17 protein-coding genes are annotated in these 18,170 nt (G+C 72.7%); 2 read left to right on the top strand and 15 right to left on the bottom strand.

Translation table 11 applies throughout. From position 1 onward, the window contains the following. Positions 1-20 precede the first annotated feature (20 nt). The 9 genes from OCT49_RS37235 to OCT49_RS37195 all read right to left on the bottom strand — a co-directional run bounded on the left by OCT49_RS37235 (position 21) and on the right by OCT49_RS37195 (position 11,375). Positions 21-1,061, bottom strand: a complete 1,041-nt coding sequence (locus OCT49_RS37235) for an HAD-IIIC family phosphatase (protein ID WP_283856591.1) — start codon at positions 1,059-1,061, stop codon at positions 21-23. Beyond that, positions 1,058-2,209, bottom strand: coding sequence for an acyl-CoA dehydrogenase family protein (locus OCT49_RS37230; RefSeq protein ID WP_283856590.1), 1,152 nt, complete (start codon positions 2,207-2,209; stop codon positions 1,058-1,060). Before OCT49_RS37230 ends, OCT49_RS37235 begins: the two co-directional genes overlap by 4 nt. Before the next feature lie 19 nt (positions 2,210-2,228). Continuing rightward, positions 2,229-2,483 (bottom strand): acyl carrier protein, encoded by a 255-nt coding sequence (locus OCT49_RS37225; RefSeq protein ID WP_283856589.1) that lies wholly within the window; start codon positions 2,481-2,483, stop codon positions 2,229-2,231. A gap of 71 nt (positions 2,484-2,554) precedes the next feature. After that, positions 2,555-3,406, bottom strand: coding sequence for a 3-hydroxyacyl-CoA dehydrogenase family protein (locus OCT49_RS37220; RefSeq protein ID WP_283856588.1), 852 nt, complete (start codon positions 3,404-3,406; stop codon positions 2,555-2,557). A 14-nt stretch (positions 3,407-3,420) separates the two neighbouring features. Continuing rightward, a complete protein-coding gene (locus tag OCT49_RS37215; RefSeq protein WP_283856587.1) occupies positions 3,421-5,889 on the bottom strand; it encodes an FkbM family methyltransferase in 2,469 nt (822 codons plus the stop codon). 259 nt (positions 5,890-6,148) lie between these two features. Next, the gene (locus OCT49_RS37210) at positions 6,149-7,105 is read right to left on the bottom strand and encodes an aromatase/cyclase (RefSeq protein WP_283856586.1); all 957 of its coding nucleotides are present in this window, start codon (positions 7,103-7,105) and stop codon (positions 6,149-6,151) included. A 24-nt stretch (positions 7,106-7,129) separates the two neighbouring features. Further along, on the bottom strand, positions 7,130-7,912 hold the full coding sequence (locus OCT49_RS37205) for an SDR family NAD(P)-dependent oxidoreductase (RefSeq protein WP_502963511.1): 783 nt from the start codon (positions 7,910-7,912) through the stop codon (positions 7,130-7,132). Positions 7,913-7,914: 2 nt separating this feature from the next. Next, entirely contained in the window at positions 7,915-9,660 is a 1,746-nt protein-coding gene (locus OCT49_RS37200; RefSeq protein WP_283856585.1) for an FAD-dependent oxidoreductase, read from the bottom strand. An 80-nt stretch (positions 9,661-9,740) separates the two neighbouring features. Then, positions 9,741-11,375, bottom strand: a complete 1,635-nt coding sequence (locus OCT49_RS37195; RefSeq protein ID WP_283856584.1) for a class I adenylate-forming enzyme family protein — start codon at positions 11,373-11,375, stop codon at positions 9,741-9,743. Between the two features lie 152 nt (positions 11,376-11,527). Between OCT49_RS37195 and OCT49_RS37190 the strand changes: the two genes are divergently transcribed. Continuing rightward, the gene (locus OCT49_RS37190) at positions 11,528-12,013 is read left to right on the top strand and encodes a nuclear transport factor 2 family protein (RefSeq protein WP_283856583.1); all 486 of its coding nucleotides are present in this window, start codon (positions 11,528-11,530) and stop codon (positions 12,011-12,013) included. A gap of 117 nt (positions 12,014-12,130) precedes the next feature. Beyond that, positions 12,131-12,589: a nuclear transport factor 2 family protein gene (locus tag OCT49_RS37185; RefSeq protein ID WP_283856582.1), complete on the top strand. Its 459-nt coding sequence runs from the start codon at positions 12,131-12,133 to the stop codon at positions 12,587-12,589. A gap of 30 nt (positions 12,590-12,619) precedes the next feature. Here the strand turns inward: OCT49_RS37185 and OCT49_RS37180 are convergent, their stop codons facing one another. The 6 genes from OCT49_RS37180 to OCT49_RS37155 all read right to left on the bottom strand — a co-directional run bounded on the left by OCT49_RS37180 (position 12,620) and on the right by OCT49_RS37155 (position 18,091). Beyond that, positions 12,620-13,528, bottom strand: a complete 909-nt coding sequence (locus tag OCT49_RS37180) for an MBL fold metallo-hydrolase (protein WP_283856581.1) — start codon at positions 13,526-13,528, stop codon at positions 12,620-12,622. A gap of 32 nt (positions 13,529-13,560) precedes the next feature. Beyond that, on the bottom strand, positions 13,561-13,824 hold the full coding sequence (locus OCT49_RS37175; RefSeq protein ID WP_283856580.1) for an acyl carrier protein: 264 nt from the start codon (positions 13,822-13,824) through the stop codon (positions 13,561-13,563). 98 nt (positions 13,825-13,922) lie between these two features. Next, on the bottom strand, positions 13,923-15,179 hold the full coding sequence (locus OCT49_RS37170; protein WP_283856579.1) for a ketosynthase chain-length factor: 1,257 nt from the start codon (positions 15,177-15,179) through the stop codon (positions 13,923-13,925). After that, a complete protein-coding gene (locus OCT49_RS37165; protein ID WP_283856578.1) occupies positions 15,176-16,441 on the bottom strand; it encodes a beta-ketoacyl-[acyl-carrier-protein] synthase family protein in 1,266 nt (421 codons plus the stop codon). Before OCT49_RS37165 ends, OCT49_RS37170 begins: the two co-directional genes overlap by 4 nt. A gap of 43 nt (positions 16,442-16,484) precedes the next feature. Next, the gene (locus OCT49_RS37160; protein WP_283856577.1) at positions 16,485-17,240 is read right to left on the bottom strand and encodes a thioesterase II family protein; all 756 of its coding nucleotides are present in this window, start codon (positions 17,238-17,240) and stop codon (positions 16,485-16,487) included. 29 nt (positions 17,241-17,269) lie between these two features. After that, positions 17,270-18,091, bottom strand: coding sequence for an AfsR/SARP family transcriptional regulator (locus tag OCT49_RS37155; RefSeq protein ID WP_283856576.1), 822 nt, complete (start codon positions 18,089-18,091; stop codon positions 17,270-17,272). Positions 18,092-18,170 lie beyond the last annotated feature (79 nt).

The raw sequence follows: 18,170 nt of genomic DNA, 5'->3' as shown, positions 1-18,170 counted from the left end.
TCGGGTGGGTGGGTCCGTGGTCAGTGCTCGACCATGACGTCCATGTACGGCGGGAAGCCCTGGATGCGGGTGCCGTCGTGTTCGAGGACGGACACGTCGCCGTTCCTGCCGACCTCGCGGAAGCCGGAGAACTTGTAGGTGACGAACATGGTCCGGTTGCGGCTGGTGGGCACGAACTCGGCGCGCAGTGCGACGCCGGCGTCGTGGGCGCTGCGGATCAGGTGGTTGAGCAGTACGGAGCCGACACCGCGGGACATGACGCGGCAGGACATCAGCAGCAGTTTCACGGTCCAGGCGTCCTCGCCGCGTTCGACGAGGGCGAGGCCGATCTTGCCGTAGGTGCCGTAGGTGTCCTCCAGTCCGGCCACGAGGAGGTCGTGGTCGGGCGAGCGGCGGAAGGCGTCCAGCTCCTCGTAGGAGTAGGTGTAGCCGGTGGCGTTGAGCTGGTTGGTGCGTACGGTCAGTTCCTCGGCGCGCTGGAGGTCGCGTTCCTGGGCGGGGGCGATGGTGAAGCGCATGCCGAGCGAGGCGAGGAAGTCCTCGTCGGTGCCCCGGTGGGCCTGCTCGGCGTCCTTGCGCCGGATGTCGGCCCGGTAGAGGTGGCGGCGTTCGCGGGAGTCCGCGGTGACGAACCGGGGCTGCATCGCGGGCAGTTCGGGGATTCCCGGGGCGTCGAGGGCGTCGATGCACAGCACCTGCGGGTGGGCGAAGCCGACCTCGTCGCGTTCGAAGGGCTGGTCGTCGACGAAGGCCAGGGTGTCGATGCCGATGTTGATGGCCTCGGCGACCGCCTTGACGGAGTCCGACTTGTTGCCCCAGTGGATCTGCGGGTGGAGGAAGTACTCGGCGATGCCGAACTCCGCCAGCTTCGCCGTGGCCGCGTCGTGGTCGTTGCGGCTGGCGATCGAGTGGAGGATGCCGCGCTCGTCGAGGGTGCGGATCGCCTCCACGACGGCGGGGCGCAGGGTGACGTCGCCGTCCTCCAGCAGCACCCCGTCCCACACCGTGTTGTCGAGGTCCCACACCACGCACTTGACGGTCGTCACGGTGGTCGTCGTCATCGGTCACTCCTCGGTCCGCGTTCCTGGAACGCGTACTCGGCGAGCCCCACCTGGTGGAGCTGTGCGCTGCCCTCGATGATCTCCATGACCCTGGAGTCGCCGAGGAGGCGCTGGACGGGGTATGCGGAGCTGCAGCCGTTGGCGCCGTGGATCTGGACGGCGTCCGCCGCGGCGCGGCCGGCGGCGGTGGCGGCGAAGTACTTGGCGGTGGAGGTCGCGGCCAGGGCGCCGGGGTGGCGTTCGTCGCGCAGCCGTCCGGCCTCCAGACACAGCAGCCGGGCGGCGTGCGCGTCCGTGTACATGTTGCTGATCATGCTTCTGACGAGCTGGTGCTCCTTGATGAGGGAGCCGAACTGCTCGCGGGTCGCGGCGTAGTCGACGCTCGCCTCCAGGCAGGCGTCGAGGATGCCGACGCAGCCCCAGCCGACGGTGTAGCGGCCGAGGTCGAGGGCGGCGCCGACCACGTGGGAGACCCCGAGGCCGGGCCTGGCCAGGACGTTGTCCGCCGGTACGCGGCAGTTTTCGAAGCGTACGTGGGAGGTCATCGAGGCCCGGATGCCGATCATGTCCTCGATCAGCTCGGTCCGCAGTCCGGGGGTGTCCCGTTCGACGAGCAGGGCCGTGGGGCCCTCCGGGGAGCGGCCGACGACCAGGAACAGGTCGGCGCTCCCGCCGTACGTGATCCATTTCTTGTGGCCGTCGACCACCCAGTGGTCGCCGTCGCGGACGAGCCGGGTGGTGACTCCCGAGGCGTCGCTGCCCGCGCCCGGTTCGGACACGGCGAGCGCGCCGATGCGTTCGCCGCGGGCCAGCCGGGGCAGCCAGGTCTCCTTCTGGGAGCGGCTGCCCCAGCGGGCGATCGCGTGCGCCACCATCGTGTGGACGGTGAGCAGGCTGCGGAGCGAGGAGCAGGCCCGGCCGAGTTCGCCGGCGAGCAGGCCGAGGGTGACCGCGTCGCAGCCGCCGCCGCCGTACTCCTCGGCGACGGGGAGGCCGAGCAGGCCCTCGTCGGCGAGGAGCCGGATGGTCCCGGGCGGGGTGCGCTGGGTCCGGTGGTGTGCGTCCGCGTGCGGGGCGATGTGCCGGTCGGCGAAGGCCCGGAACTCCTTCTGGGCCTGCGCCTGCCGGTCGGTGAGCGCTCCGGTCATCGTCGTGTCCGCTCCCGTCCTACTGCGGGACCGGAACGGACAGCTTGCGGGCGACGAACGCGTCGAGGGCGCCGATGGAGCGGAAGTACTCCAGCTCCAGGTCCTCGTTCTCGACGGTGATGCCGAACTCGTGCTCGACGAAGGAGACCAGCTGCATCGCGAACATCGAGCTGACGAAGCCGAGTTCGAAGATGTCGTCGTCGTCCTTCAGGTCCTGGACCGGGAAGAACCGGGAGAGGTACTCCGCGATCCGGGTCCTGTTGTCCGTGCTCATCTCTTCATCCGTCCTGTTGTCGTGGGGTGCGGCGCCGGGCGGGTGGCCCGGTCGGGCCACCCGGGCGGTTGTCAGTGGTACTTGTGGAATCCCTCGCCGCTCTTCCGTCCCAGCAGGCCGGCGGCGACCATCTTCTTGAGCAGCGGGGCGGGCCGGTACTTGCTGTCGTTGAAGCTCTCGTGGAGCACCTCGACGGACTTGAGGATGGTGTCGAGGCCGATCAGGTCGGCGGTCTCCAGCGGGCCCATCCGGTGGTCGAAGCAGGTCCGGAAGATCCGGTCGACGTCGGCCGCGGGGGCCACGCCGTCCTGGACCAGGAAGGCCGCCTCGTTGATGGTGAGCATGAGGACCCGGTTGGAGACGAAGCCGGGGACGTCCTCGACGACGATGCACTCCTTGCCCATGCCGGCGAGGAAGCGGCGGGCGGTGTCGATGGTCTCCGGCGTGGTGTGGTGGCCGCGGATCACCTCGACCATCGGCTTCATCGGGACCGGGTTCATGAAGTGCATGCCGATGACGCGTTCGGGGCGGGTGGTCACCGAGCCGACGCGGGTGATGGAGATCGCCGAGGTGTTGACGGCGAAGACCACGTCGGGGCGGACGATGCGGTCGATCCGCTCGTACACCTGCTGCTTGATGCCCCAGTCCTCGGTGACGTTCTCGACGACGAAGTCGGCCTTGGCCAGCAGTTCGTAGTCGGTGGTGAAGTCGATCTTCTCGAAGACCGCCGCCGGGTCGACGCCCGAGCCCTTGTTGAACAGGGCGTGGGCGCGGAGGCTGTTGCGCAGTTCGCGGCGCGCGTTGTCGAGGACCTCCTCCGAGACGTCGACGAGCACCACCCGGTGACCGGTCTGCGCGAGGTTCTGCGCGACGCCGACGCCCATGACGCCCGCGCCGACGACTCCTGCTGTCGTGAATTCCATGTCCTACGACTCCGTTAGCGTGCGCCGCGTACGGCGTAGATGTTGTGGATGTCCGTGCCGACGTACAGTTCGTCCTGTTCGGCCCTGACCGTGAAGCCGCGGTTCTCCAGCAGCTCGACCAGGCGGCCGACCTCGCCGTCCGCGTCGTGCGCCTCCAGCACCATCTGCTGGATCTTCGGCCAGTCCTCGTCGGCGATGCCGTCGATGACCTGCCGCTCGCTCTTCTGCACGTCGATCTTGATCAGGTCGATGCGTTCGATGCCCTGTTCGCGGATGACGGCGCTGAGCGGGCGCAGCGTGGCGGTGAACTCGATCGCCTCGAAGCGGACGTCGAGCAGCTCGTCGCCGGAGACCAGTTCGGCGACCTCGGCGTCGGCCTCGGTCTTCTGCTGGTTGGCGATGATCGTGCGGAGGTTGTGCTTCTCCTCCTCCTCGTCGGGGTGGAACGAGGACATGCCGGAGCTGCGCGGGTAGAAGGTGAAGTTCGCCTCGGCCTCGGTGTCGGAGATCCCGATGTTGAAGAGTTTGGCGTCGACGCCGTGCTCGGCGACGTTCTGACCGAGCAGTTCGAACATCGGGGGTGCGGGTTCGAAGGTGAAGACCCGTACGTCCTTCGCCTCGTAGTGCGCGAAGAGGGTGAACAGGCCGATGTTGCCGCCGACGTCGACGACGGTGGCGCCGTCCGGGACGGAGATGCCGTTCTTGGCGTAGGTGCGGTGGTCGAAGATGTCCTCGTAGAAGTGGCGGGTCTCCGCCTCGTTCTGGTGGGACACCGTCAGGCCGTTCGGCAGGGTGAAGCGGGCCCGGGAGTTGCCGGTGTGCGAGGAGCCCTCCCGGGTCGCGGTCAGTTCGCCGCCGGCCCGCAGGGTGTCGATCGCGGCGGCCATCCGGGGCAGGGTGGCCCACTCGTAGACCTGGCGCAGCGACAGGTCGGTGCCGAAGGTCCGCTTGATGCGCAGGATCAGCCGGGTGGCGAGCAGCGAGTTGCCGCCGATCTCGAAGAAGCTGATGTCGCGCGGCAGTTGTTCGGCCTTCAGCAGCCTGGCCCACAGGCCGTGGAGTTCCTGTTCGGTGGGGGTGGGAGTGGGCCCGTCGTCGGCCAGGGCGGCCGTCGCGGCGCCGTCGGCCACGAGGTCCAGCTCGGAGGCGGGGAAGCCGGTCCAGTCGATGTCGGCGCCCGCGAGCCAGAGCCTGCCCAGTGCCTTGAGGGCCACGGCCGAGTCGGAGCGGCTCTCCAGGGGGTGGCGCATGGAGGCGACGACGGTGCCGGCCGCGCTGCCGCGGACCACGGTGGCCATGCTGCTGAGGGTCTGGCCGGGGCCGGTCTCCAGCAGCAGGTCGGCGGCGGCGAGGGCGGTCAGCCCGTCGGCGAAGCGGACCGGGCTGACCAGGTGGCGCGCCCAGTAGCCGGGGTCGGTGGCCTCCACGTCGGTGATGGGGCGGCCGGTGACGTTGGAGACGTACGGGATGCGGGGCGGGGTCAGGGTGAAGGTCCGCGCCAGCTCGGTCACCTGCTCGGCGATGGGCTCCATCATCGAGGAGTGGAAGGCGTGCGTGGACTGCACCCGGCGGTGGACGACGCCCTGCCGGCCGAGGTCCTGCTCCAGCGCCTCGACGTCGGCGACCGGTCCGGCCACCACGCAGAACTCGGGGCCGTTGACGGCGGAGAGCGAGAGGCCGGTGCCGAGCAGCGGGCGGACCCGCTCCTCGGGGAGCATCACGGCGAGCATGGCTCCCTGCGGCAGGGCGTCGATGAGCGCGGCGCGGCGGGCCACCAGGGTCAGCGCGTCCGGCAGGGACAGCACCCCGGCGAGGGTGGCCGCGACGTACTCGCCGAGGCTGTAGCCGATCATGATCGAGGGCCGGGCGCCCCAGGACTCCCAGAGCCTGGCCAGGGCGTACTCGATGACGAAGAGGGCCGGCTGGGCGAGGCGGGTGGCGTTGAGCCGGCGCTCGTTCTCGCCCTGCGGGGTGGTGCCGCGGCCGAGCATGCGGCGCAGGTCGACGGCGGGGGCGGTGCGCTCCTGGGGCGTCGGGTCGGGGAAGACGACCTCGCGGATGTCCAGGCCCAGTTCGGGGGCGAGCGCGTCGGCGCAGTCGTCGACGGCGGTCCGGAACACCGGGAAGTCGCGGTACAGGTCGCGGCCCATGTCCAGGTAGTGGTCGCCGAGCCCGGGGAACATGAAGGCGACGGATGCCTCGGCCCCGGCGGGCGCGCCCGCGCCCAGCTCCGTGGCCGCTCCGTCGCCGGCCAGGACCGCGCCGCGGTGGCCGTCCCCGGCGCTGCCGAGGGTGCGGATGCGCACGGGCACGTCCTCCCGGGCGGGGGACTCGGCGAGGCGGGCCTTGAGCCCGGCGAGTCCGGCGTCGAGGGAAGTGCCGTCGGCACCGGCGAGCAGGGCGAGGTGCCACAGCACCGGCCCGTCGGACGGCCGTGCCGTCCGGTCGTGGGTCTCCCCGGCTGTGATGGTGTTGGGGCTCATGCCTCTCCTAGGGGTGTGCGGCCGGCCGGAAAAGGGTCGAGCGCCCACTGCTGCCGCCCCGTTCCCCTCCGAGGAAGTCCGTCGGAGCAACTTTCACGGCGACGGCTAGAGCGGGGCCGGAGCAGCGGTGGACGCTCCACCGTGCCGGGCATTCAGGGTTGTTCCGGTACGCAGGGTTGTTCCGGTACGAAGGTGCCGGCGCCGGAGCATGTGCCAGTACCGGCGCCGGAAGGTGTGCCGGCGCCGAAGCGTGCGCCGGTCACAGGACGCGGATCGCGGACTCCGCGTGGCGTTTGGCCAGGTTCAGGGTGGCCGTGGAGTTGCGGCCGAGGGCCTCGCGGACGTGGCGGCGGGCCCGTGCGAGGTCGGCGCCCTCGCCCAGAACGCGTTCGACGGCCTCCTCGCGCAGCACCACGTTGTGCTGCGAGATGACGGTCACGCCGGACTCGTCGGGCAGCACCGACCATTCGCCGGTATGCGCCTCCATCAGCGCGGGGGTGCGGGTCTGCTTGTAGACGATGCGGCCCGCGTGCGGGAAGCAGATCCGCACCGACTCCGTGGTGTGGGTCGCGCCGTCCGCGGTGCGGGTGTCCATCGCCATGACCTGGACGCCGGGGGCGTCCTCGGTCAGGTCGAGGCGGGCGACGTGCGGCACCAGCTCGGGCCAGTCGCCGACCCGGTACAGGAAGTCGTAGACCAGCTCGGCCGGTCCCTTGACCCGGACCGCGTCCTCGAAGGACAGCACGAGTTCGTCGAGCCGGGTCCAGCGTTCCGCCAGGTGCTTCACCTGGGCCAGTTCGGCGGTCGAGTTGGTGTCGACCGCCCGCCTCGTCCAGGACACGTCCTCGGGCCGGTCGTCGATGACCGTGAAGTCGTGCAGCAGGGTCAGCAGGCTCGTCCCGCCGGGCCGCTCCCGCACGCTCCAGGATCCGTTCATGGACTCGACCGGGGCCTGCGGGTGCTGCTGGCGGAAGTCGATCCGCCGGGCCTCCGGGTCCTGCACGCGTCGCGAGAGCCACGACCGCACCTGCCCGTTGGCCACCGCCCACATCCGCAGCCGTTCGTCCCGGCCGTCGAACTCCAGCCGTTCGACGTGCACGTTCGGCGGGAAGAACAGCGGCCATCGGACCGCGTTCGAGATCATTCCGTAGACGACCCCCGCCGGGGCGGCCACCTCGACCGCATGCGTCGTACGGTGTACACGCTCACCGGACACCACAGATCACCTTCCTCATGGTTTTCAGAAATTGCCCAGGCCGCCGCAGACGTTGAGCGCCTGTGCGGTGATCGAGGCGGCGGACTCGGAGACGAGGTAGCCGACCAGTCCGGCGACCTCCTGCGGGGTCGAGTAGCGGCCGAGCGGGATCTTCGCCTCGAACTGCTCCTGCACGTAGTCCTCGGTGGTGTCCCAGGCCGCCGCGTAGCCCTGGCGCACCCGTTGGGCCATCGGGGTCTCGACGTAGCCGGGGCAGACCGCGTTGACCGTGACGCCGGTGGGGGCCAGCTCCCGGCCCAGTGCCTTGGTGAAGCCGACGACGCCGTGCTTGGAGGCGCTGTACGGGGCGCCGAGCAGCACGCCCTGTTTGCCGGCCGTCGAGGCGATGTTGATGATCCGCCCGCGGGCGTTGCCGGTCAGGCCGCCGTTCTTCAGCACCTCGCGCGTCACCAGGAACACACTGTTGAGGTTGGTGTCGATGACGTCGTACCAGAGCTCGTCGGCGATGTCGGCGGTGACGCCGCCGCCGCTGCGCCCGGCGTTGTTGACCAGTACGTCGAGGGGTCCGTACGTCTCGACGGCGGCGTGCACGAGCGCGGCGACGGATTCCCGGGAGCGGACGTCGGCGGCCTGTCCGGCCGCCTCCAGGCCCTCGTCCCGGAGGTCCTCGACGGTCTGCTTGACGTCCTGTTCGGTGCGGGCGCACAGGAACACGCGGTACCCGGATCCGCCGAGCCGGCGGGCCACCGCCAGTCCTATGCCGCTGGTGGCCCCGGTGATCAGGGCCACGGGGTGGTGGTCGGTCACGGTCAGTGCTCCTTCAGCCGTGGGGCGGGGGCCGGGAGTGCGAGTCCCGGTTCGGTCCTGGCCGCTTCGGCGAGCGGCTCGGCGGGGCGCAGCGGGGCGAGCGCCCGGCCCAGGGCGTCCCTGGTCAGTGCAGTGGCGCGGGCGGCGGTGTAGCCGTCGGGGCGGGCCAGCAGCCAGCCGCCGGGGGCCAGGCCGAGCGCCGAGCGCAGCCGTCCGTCCGGGTCGGCGAGCGGGGCGGGTCCGTCCGGTCCGGTGCCGCCGACGGTGCGCACCGACAGCCACTCGGAGTACTGGGCGGCGGCGGTGATGGCCACGCCCACGGGTATGTCGCCGGGTCCGGTGCCGCCCGCGGCGAGCAGCAACGACCAGCGGGGGTCGCGCAGTTCGGCACGGAGTGCGGCGAAGGCTGGGTCGTCGGGGTCGTGGACCGCGGCCCGGGTGACGCGTTCGCCGGGGGCGGGTGCGGGGGTCGGGTCGGGGCCGGCGGCGACGGCGGCGTTGGACGGTGCGGCGGTGCCGGGGACGTGCCGGAAGGTGTCGACGGTGGTCAGGGAGGAGTCGCCGTAGTGGATGCGCAGCCCGGACATGCCGCCGAGCACCTTGCGCTGGATGGCCCGGCGCAGCGGGGTCACCTTCCGCACCACGGAGAAGACGACGGGCAGCACCAGCGGGGCTAGCGTGTTCTTCAGCTGGACGAGGAAGGTGGCGGTGCGGGTGGAGCCGAGCAGGGCCCGGCCGATGGGCATCCGTTCCTCGCCGTAGGTGTCGAGGAGTTCCCGGCCGGCGTGGCCCCGGTGGACCATGGCCAGTTTCCAGGCGAGGTTGTACGCCTCCTGGATGCCGGTGTTCATGCCCTGCCCGGAGGCGGGGCTGTGTACGTGGGCGGCGTCCCCGGCGACGAGGACGCGGCCCTCGTGCATGCGTTCCACCATGCGCTGCTGGAAGGTGAAGACCGAGGTCCAGTCGCTCTCGCCGACCCGGACCGGGCGGCCGAGTCCGGCCGACAGCTTCTCGCCCAGCCGCTCCTCGACGGCGCGCGGGTCGGTGTCCCGCCGGGCGGGGGTGGTGTCCAGCAGCCGCCAGTACCCCTCGCGGGCGTAGGGCACCATCATCAGCGCCTGTCCGCCGGTGTGGGTCCAGTAGATGGTGTCGGGCGGCAGGTCCATGTCGACCGGTGCGTCGGCGAGCATCCAGGTCTCGCCGGCTCCGCCGACCAGTTCCAGGCCGAGCAGTTTGCGCACGGTGCTGTGGCCGCCGTCGCATCCCACCAGCCAGGGCGTCTCGACGTGTTCCTCGGTGCCGTCCGCCTTCTCCAGGGTGACCCGTACGGTGTCCGCGTCCTGCCGGAAGCCGGTGAGCCGCACTCCCCATTCGATCTCGACTCCCAGCCGGGCGACGGCACCGCGCAGCACCGCCTCCGTCTCGGTCTGGCCGATGACGAGGGTGTACGGGTAGGAGGTCGGCATCGTGGCGTAGTCGGCCTCCAGCCGCACCAGCCGGCGCCCTTCGGCGTACATGGTGAAGGCGCGGTTCTTCCGCCCGCGGCCGAGCATGTCCTCGACGACGCCCATCTGGTCGTACGTCTCCAGGGTGCGCGGATGCGTGGCCACGGCCCGGCTGGTGCGGGCGGGGCCGCGGGCGGCGTCGACGAGCCGCACCCGCAGGCCCCGGCGGGCCAGTTCGTGCGCCGCGGTCAGCCCGACGGGGCCGGCGCCCGCGACGAGCACATCGGGTCGGTCGGTGCTCATGGGCAGTCCTCCGTGAGTGGTCAGGCGGCCCGGAAGGGCGGAGTGGGGTCGTCCGGGCGGCGGGGGCCGGGGGTGGTCGTTCAGGCGGCCGACGCAGTCGTCCGGGTGGCTGCCCTGGTCTTCAACCGCTGTCGCAGGGCGCGTCGTTCGGGCTTTCCGGTGGGGGTGCGGGGCACCGCTTCCAGTACCTCCGCCAAGCGGATGCGTTCGAAGTCCGCGAGCCGTTCGTTGGCTCGTGCGGTGATCGCGTCGAGGAGGTCGGCGGGGGTCGCGGGGTGTTCCCCGTCCGGCCCGGTTCCGGTGTGCGGTACGGGTGCCGGGGCGTCGCGCAGCACGACGCCGGCCCAGACCAGGCCGCCGTGCACGTCGTCGGGCCAGTCGGCGACGATGCAGTCGGCGACCCTCGGGTCCTCGCCGATGACCTGCTCGACGCGGCTCGGCGAGACGATCTCGTTGTCGTGCTTGAAGATGTCGGAGAGCCGGTCGACCAGGCGCAGCGAGCCGTGGTCGTCGAGGTAGCCGACGTCCCCGGTGGAGAACCAGCCGTCCTCGTCGATCCGGGACGGGTGGCTGTCGTCGAGGTAGCCGGCCATCAACTGCGGCCCCCTGACCTGGACTTCTCCGGTGGACCAGATCTCGACCGGGGTGCGGGAGTCCACGTCGACGAGGCGGCACTCGGTGCCGGGGACGGGTTCGCCGACCTCGCCCGGCCGGTAGCGGTCGGGGCGCTGGCAGTGGGTGAGCGGGGAGAGTTCGGCCATGCCGTAGCCCTGGATGACGGGGACGCCGAGCCGGTCGCGCAGGGTGCGCGCCGCCCCGGGCCGCAGTCCGGAGCCGCCGGAGAGCACGGCCGTGAGCCGGCTGCCTGCGGGGGCGGGCCGGGCGTCGGCGAGGCGTTCGTCGGCGGCGAGGCGGTGCAGCCGGGCGGGCAGTCCGTAGTAGTGGGTGGCGCCGGCCGCGGCGGCCGCGGCGAGCGAGGCGAACGGGTCCGGGTCCTGGCACAGAACCTGGCAGGCCCCCGCGTGCACCGCCGAGTTGAGGTGCATGACGTGGTACAGCGGCAGGTGGTTGAGGGTGACCGAGGCACAGTCCAGGCGGTGTGCCAGGGCGGTCTGCTTCGCGTTGGCGACCAGGTTGCGGTGGGTGAGCAGGACGCCCTTGGGGCGGCCGGTGGTGCCGGTGGTGAACTGGACGCAGGCGATCGACGCCGGGTCGGACGGGCCCCCGCCGGGGGTTTCCGGGGCCGTCTCCAGGGCCGGGTGCAGCGGTACCGCGTCGCCGGGGGTCACCCCGTCCGGGGCGTCGGTCACCACGATCGTGCGGAGCCGGGGCAGGGCGCCGCGCAGCTTGGTGAGCAGTTCGGCCGTGGCCGCGGGGACGAACACCACTTCCACCCCGGCGGTGGCCAGGACGTGCCGCAGCCCCTCCGCCCCGACCAGCGGGTTGACCAGGACGGCGGTGGCGCCGCTGCGGATCGTGCCGTAGTAGGTGGCGGCGAAGACCGGGTCGAGGACGTTGGCGACGCCGGTGCGCACCCCGCGCCGGTTCCCGTTCTCCCGCCGCAGCCAGGCGGCGACGCGGTCGGTCAGCGCGTCCAGCTCGCCGAACCCGAGGTCCGTGTCCGCGGTCCGTACGGCGATGCCGTCGGGGTCGCGCACGGCCGCCCGGCGCAGCAGGGCGTCCAGCGGAAGGTCCGGAAAGGCGAGGTTCGGCATGGCTCGTTCTCCTCCGGCTGGTCGGTACGCGGCTGCCGTTCGGCATCCGGCAGGCGTGTACACGTTCGACCGGAACGCTTGAGGAATCTTCGAAGAGCGCTCGATCCGCACCGCAGAGAGTGTCCGCATCCGACGGAACGGAGGACGGTCACATGACCACCGAGATGCTCAACCGCACCGGCACCGCCTTCGCGGTGCCCGACGGGGTGCGTGCCCCCGAGGAGGACTTCGGCGTCCTGTACGCGCGGGTCCAGCAGTTCTACGCGCACCAGATGCAGCTCTTCGACGCGCACGAGGCCGAGCGCTGGGCGGGAACCTTCACGGAGGACGCCGTCTTCGACGTGCCGACCCTGGACGAGCCGGTGCGCGGGCGGGCCGCCCTGGCGGCGAACGTGCGGCGCAACGAGGTGCAGCAGGCGCGCAGCGGGGAGCGGTTCCGGCACTGGATCGGGATGCTCGACCTGAGTCCGCAGCCGGACGGGACGCTGCGCACCCGCTGCTACGCGCTGGTGTACGTGACGCCCGCCCGGGGCGCGTCGGCGGTGCACCGGGTGTGCGTCATGGAGGACGTGCTCGTCCGCTCGCGCGGCAAGTGGCGCACCCGCCACCGCGTCGTGACCCGTGACGACCTCGGCTGAGGGCCTGCCGGGTGGTTTCCGGCCGGGCGCTCACGCCCGGCCCGCCCGCCGCCCGGCGGGCTCCCCGCAGAAGAACGCGCACATCGGCCGGGCGACCGGAGAACCAGGAGACACAGGATGACGACGTATGCGACCGAGCCGCGGCTCGGCACCGACCGGACCGCGCTCTACGTGGAGGTGCAGCAGTTCTACGCCCGGCAGGTCCGGCTGCTCGACGACCTGCGGGCGGAGGAGTTCGCCGCGACGTTCACCGCCGACGGGGTGTTCGCGCCGTCGCCCGGCCTCCCGCCGGCGCGGGGCCGCGAGGCCATCGCGGCGGAGCTGCGCGCCGCGCACGTACGCCGGTTCGGCACCGAGCCGGTGCGGCGCCGGCACTGGTACAACATGCTGAGCGTGGACCCGGGGCCGGACGGCAGCCTGGTCACGCACTACTACACGCTGGTGATGGTCAGCCGCCCCTGGGACCCGGCGCCGGCCATCGGGCCGAGCGGTGTGGTGGAGGACGTGCTGGTGCACGAGGACGGGGAGCTGCGCACGCGCGAGCGCCGTGTCACCCCCGACCACCAGTCCTTCTGAGGGGCGGGGCCGGTTCGTCGCGGCCGTCCGTCAGGCGTGGCAGGCCGGTGTCCCGCCGTGGTGCTCGGACATCTCGCGGAACAGTGCGGGGATGTCCAGCGGATCGCCGGGCGCCGCGCCGCGCTCCTCCGCGTAGGCGCGGTGCAGGTTGGGCACCAGCCGCTCGGCGTCCAGCAGACCGGCGTACGGTCCGGGGCCCGCCTCGCGGGCGACCTGGAGCGGGGTGAGTCCGGCGGCCAGCCCCTCCCGGGCGAGCCGCTGGAGGCGCAGCAGGTATCCCTCGTTGTCGTCGAACAGCTCGGGTCCGCCCACCGGTCCGTGGCCCGGCACGACGGTGCGGGCACCGAGGGCGCGCAGGGTCCGCAGCGCCTCCAGGGAGCCGGCGACCGAGCCCATCGGGCAGAACGGGGTGGCGCCCGACATGACCAGGTCGCCGGTGAACACCACCCGCTGTTCCGGCAGCCACACGACGGTGTCGCCGGTGGTGTGCGCGGTCCCCGGGTGGATCAGTTCGGCCCGCAGCGGGCCGACGTGCACCGCCATCCGGTCGCGGTACGTGACCTGCGGGGGCACGACCTCCAGGTCGCCCCAGCACACCTCGGGCCAGAGTCCGGCCATGTGCAGCCCGGCCGCCTCGATGTCGGCGCGCGCCCGCTCGTGGCCGATGACGACGGCCTCGGGGAAGACGAAGTTGCCGAAGGTGTGGTCGCCGTGGAAGTGGGTGTTGACCAGCAGGCGCGGCGGGGCGCCCGCCGCCCGCAGCACCTGTGCGCGCAGGTGCCGGGCCCGTGCCTCGGTGGCGACGGTGTCGACGAGGAGCGGGCCCCCGGTGCCGTCGCCGACGAGCAGTCCGGCGTTGTTCAGGCACCAGCCGCCGTCGGGCTGGACGTAGCCGAGGACGCCGTCGGCGATCTCGGTGAGTCCGGGGGTCGATGACACGGTCGGCTCCTCGACGGGTCTGTGACGGTACGTCAGGCGGCGGCCCGTGCGGACAGGGCGCGGTTGACCAGGTCGAGGTACTGGCGCGGGGTCTCCGCGTCCTCCAGCACCTCCTCGTCCAGCATCACCTCGTAGTCGCGTTCGATGATGCCGGTGACCTGCAACAGGGCGAGCGAGTCGTAGCCCAGGTCGAGGAAGAGGGTGTCGAGGACGTCGCCGTCCAGGTCGACGCCCTCGCCCTCGCCCGCGCAGCTGCGCAGCAGGGCGGTCAGTTCGGTGAGCTCCAGCCGGTCCACAGAAGTGCCTTTCTCGTCGGTCGGGGGTCGGTGTGCGGGGCGGGCGGGGGCGGTGCGCGACCCGGTCGGGGTTGGCGCGGGCGCGCCCCGTTCCCGGGTCAGCGCGCGGCGCGCACCACGGTGGCGGCGTTGAACCCGCCGCGACCGCGGGCCAGTACCAGTGCGGTCCGCAGTCCGGCCCGGCGCGGCGCGCCGACCACCAGGTCGACGGGGCAGTCCTCGGCGGCGCGCGCGGTGCCGGTCGTCGGCGGGATCACCTGGTCGCGCAGGGCGAGCAGGGCGGCCGCCAGATCGAGGGCGGAACCGCCCGCCGAGAGCCGGCCGGCCATCGACTTGGGCGCGGTGACCGGCACCCCGTACGGGCCGAACAGCTCGGCCAGCGCCCAGGCCTCGGCCCGGTCGGCGTCCCGTTCGCCGGCCGCGTCGGCGAACACCACGTCGATCTCGCCGGGGGTGGCCCCGGCGTCCGCCAGGGCCAGTTCGGCGGCGGCCCGCAGCCGGGGCTCCCCGGTGCCGGGCGCCGGGTCGAACGTGGCGGCGCAGCCCGCGACCGTGCCGTGGACCGTGGCGCCGCGGCTCCGGGCGGCGTCCCCGTCCTCCAGGACGAACAGCGCACCGCCCTCGCCGACGACATGGCCCGACGCGGCGGCGTCGAACGGCAGGTAGGCCCGGTCCGGGTCGTCGCCCGTGCTCAGTCCGCCGCCGGCCAGGTACGCCGTCCAGCCCCAGGGGCACAGCGCCGAGTCGACGCCGCCGGTGACCACGGCCCGGACGCCCCTGCGCAGTTGGCGGCGGGCCTGGGCGACGGCGTCGAGGCCGCCCGCCTGCTCGGAGACGACGACCCCGCTGGGGCCGCGCAGCTTGTGCCGGATGGAGATCTGGCCGGAGTTCGCGGCGTAGAACCAGGCGAAGGACTGGTAGGCGCCGACGTGCCGGCTGCCCTTGCTCCACAGCGCCTGGAGCTCGTGCTGCCCGAACTCGAAGCCGCCGGTGGCGTTGGCGGTGACGACGCCGACCGCGTAGTCGGGCAGCCGTTCCGGGTCGAGGTCCGCGTCCTCCAGCGCCTGCGCGGCGGCGGCGAGCGAGAACCGGGTCACCCGGTCGGTCTGCGGGAGCAGCCGGCTCGTCACGTGGTCCTCGTCGACGAACCCGGTGACCTCCCCGGCGAGCCGGGCGGGGTAGCCGGAGGCGTCGAAACGGGTGACGGGCCCGATGGCGTTCTCGCCCCGCAGCACGGCCGCCCACCACTGCTCGGTGCCGACGCCGCCGGGCGCCACGACACCGATGCCGGTGACGGCCGCCTCCACTCCGCGGACGCCGATCAGTCCCGCCTCCTCGGCGGCCACGGCGGTCATGCGGCCACCCCCGTGTGCCGGTTGGTCAGCACCATCGCGCTCTGGAAGCCGCCGAAACCGCTGCCGACGCTGAGCACCGTGTCGGTGCGCTGCCGGCGGGCGACGAGCGGGGTGTAGTCGAGGTCGCAGGCCGGGTCCTGGTCGTGCAGGTTGGCCGTCGGCGGCACGGTGTCGTGCTCGATGGCCAGGGCGCTGGCGGCGATCTCCAGGGAGCCGATCGCGCCCAGCGAGTGGCCGATCATCGACTTGATGGAGCTGACCGGCACCCGGTGGGCGTGTTCGCCCAGGCTGCGCTTGAACGCCGCGGTCTCGTGCTTGTCGTTCTGCTTGGTGCCCGATCCGTGGGCGTTGACGTAGTCGACGGCCGTGGCGTCCAGGCGCGCCTCGTCCAGGGCGACCCTGATCGCCTCGGCCATCTCGCCGCCGTCCGGGCGCAGCCCCGTCATGTGGTATGCGTTGGAGCGGCTCGCGAAGCCCGCGATCTCCGCGTACACATGGGCGCCGCGCCGCAGCGCGTGCCCGTGCTCCTCCAGGACGAGCACCGCGCTGCCCTCGCCGAGCACGAAGCCGTTGCGGGTGCGGTCGAAGGGGCGGGAGGCGGTCTCCGGCTCGTCGTTGCGCGCGGACGTGGCGCGGATCGCGTCGAAGGACGCCAGGGTGATCGGGGTGACCGGTGCTTCCGACGCGCCCGCCACCATCACGTCGGCGCTGCCCTCGCGGATGAGTTCGGCGGCGTGGCCGAGCGAGTCCAGGCCGGAGGTGCAGCCGGTGGAGACGACCGCGACGGGCCCCTGCGCGCCGATGTCGCGCGCCACCTCGACGGCGAGGGAGCTGGGCACCAGGTAGTCGGCGAGCCGTTCCTCGGCCCTGGTGTGGTCCAGGAGCCAGTGGCCGCCGCGCTCGCTGACGTGGGCGTAGCTCTCGTCGAGCCCGGTGCTGCACCCGACGGCGCTGCCCAGGGTGACCCCGGTGCGCTCCGCGCCGTCGGCCGGGGTCAGGCCGCTGTCGGCGACCGCCTCGCGGGCGGCGACCAGCGCGAACTGGGCCGCGCGGTCCAGTCGGCGCGCCTCCCGCGGGCCGAAGCCGTGTTCGGCCGGGTCGAAGTCGACCTCGGCGGCGATCTGCGAACGGAACGAGGAGGCGTCGAAGAGAGTGATGCGGCGGGTCGCGGTGCGGCCCTCCGTCAGCAGTGACCAGAACGCCCTGGTGCCCACCCCGCCGGGTGCGACCACCCCTATCCCGGTGATGACGACGCGTCTCATCGGCTGTCCCTCATGGTGTGTGTCCTCCTGTGGTGGGCGGCGGTCAGCCGCAGGCCGCGGCGGGGGCCGGTGCGGTGCGTCGTACGACCCGGCAGGCCCGCCCGAGCAGGCGCGGCAGCTCGCGGCCGCGTACGAAGAAGTGGTCGCCGGGCACGGTCCGGGCCACCACCCGTCCGGTGGTCCAGCGCCGCCAGCCCGCCATCACGTCCGGCTGGGCCAGCGGGTCGTCCGTGCCGGCGACGACCAGCATCGGCACGGACAGCGGCGTGCCCTCCACCGGTTCGCGGGCGCCGGCCCGCAGGTCGTCGGCGAGCTTCAGGTCGTCGCGCAGCACCGGCAGCACGGCCCGGTGCCAGAACCCGCCGGGTCCGGCCCCCTCGGGGAGGGCGCCGACCTCGCCGAGCAGCTTCAGCAGGTGCTCGTCCGGTTCCCCGACGGAGTCCGAGAGTTCGGACGCGGAGTCGGGCGGCGGACAGGCCCCGAGGGCGAGCAGGGCGGGGCCCGGCAGCCCGGCCTCGTGCAGGGCCCGGGTGACGGTGTAGGCGATCATCGCGCCGAGGCTGTGCCCGTACAGCACGTACGGGACGTCCGGTGCCGGGGCGAAGGTGCCCATCACATCGGCCAGGAGTGCCTCGCGCCCCGTGATCCGGGGCTCGCGGCGCCTGGCCTCGCGCCCCGGCAGCAGCCTGGGCACCGGTTCGACGCCGGGGCCCAGGTCGCGGGGCCAGCCGTAGAAGGACGAGACGCCTGCTCCGGCGTGGGCGAAGCAGTGGAGCGGTACGGGCTGTTCGTCGGGCATCCGCTGTGCCTCCCTCGTGGGCGGGTTCGTCAGGCCGCGTACAGATCGAAGGTGGAGCCGCGGCGCGGTCCGCAGGTGACGTCCAGGGCCGGGTCGACGGCGAGCATCGCCTGGTGCAGCCGCTGGAGCTGCGGCGAGGGCTCCACGCCCAGCTCCTCGATGAGCCGGGTCCGCAGCCTGCGGTAGACGTCCAGTGCGGTGGCCTGGCGCCCGGAGCGGTACAGCGCCACCATCGCCTGCGAGTGCAGTCCCTCGTGCTGGGGGTGACGAGCGATCAGATCGGTGAGTTCCGCGAGGAGTTCGCCGTGCCGGCCGAGCCGGAGGTCGGCGTCGATGCGTCGTTCGACGGTCACCAGCCGGCTCTCCTCCAGCCGCAGGACCTCTATCTCCAGGATCGAGCCGAGCCGTACGTCCACGAGCGCCGTTCCCTGCCACATCGCGAGCGCCTCGCGGTACAGCTTCCCGGCCCGTACGTCCTCGCCCTCGTCGAAGGCGCTCCGTCCCGCCGCCACCAGTCGCTCGTAGCGGTGCACGTCCACGGACTCCGGCGGGATCTGCAGCAGGTAGCCGCCGTGCCGGGTGGCCAGCACCTCCTTGGCGGTGCCGGGTGCGTCGGGCCCCATCGCGGTGCCCAGCCTGCGGCGCAGCTGCAGGATGTACGTCTGCAGCGTGGTCATGGCGCTCTGGGGCGGGTTGGTGCCCCAGATCTCCTCCATGAGCGTGGGCACGGGCATGACCCGGCCCGGGTAGAAGGAGAGCAGCGCCAGGATCTGGCGCGGCTTTCCCGCGGTCGGAACGATCGACACTCCGTTGACGTCGGCACTCAGTGGACCCAGAACCTGAATCTCCACGTTTTCCTCCCCGCATGCCCGGTCGATTCCCCCGAGCTCGAAGCCGTCGGCGTTCCGCACGCTAGCCCCGTTCGCCCCG

This window comes from Streptomyces sp. ML-6 (genome assembly GCF_030116705.1).
GTDB lineage: Bacteria > Actinomycetota > Actinomycetes > Streptomycetales > Streptomycetaceae > Streptomyces.
This window is presented reverse-complemented; position numbering and strand designations above follow the sequence as displayed.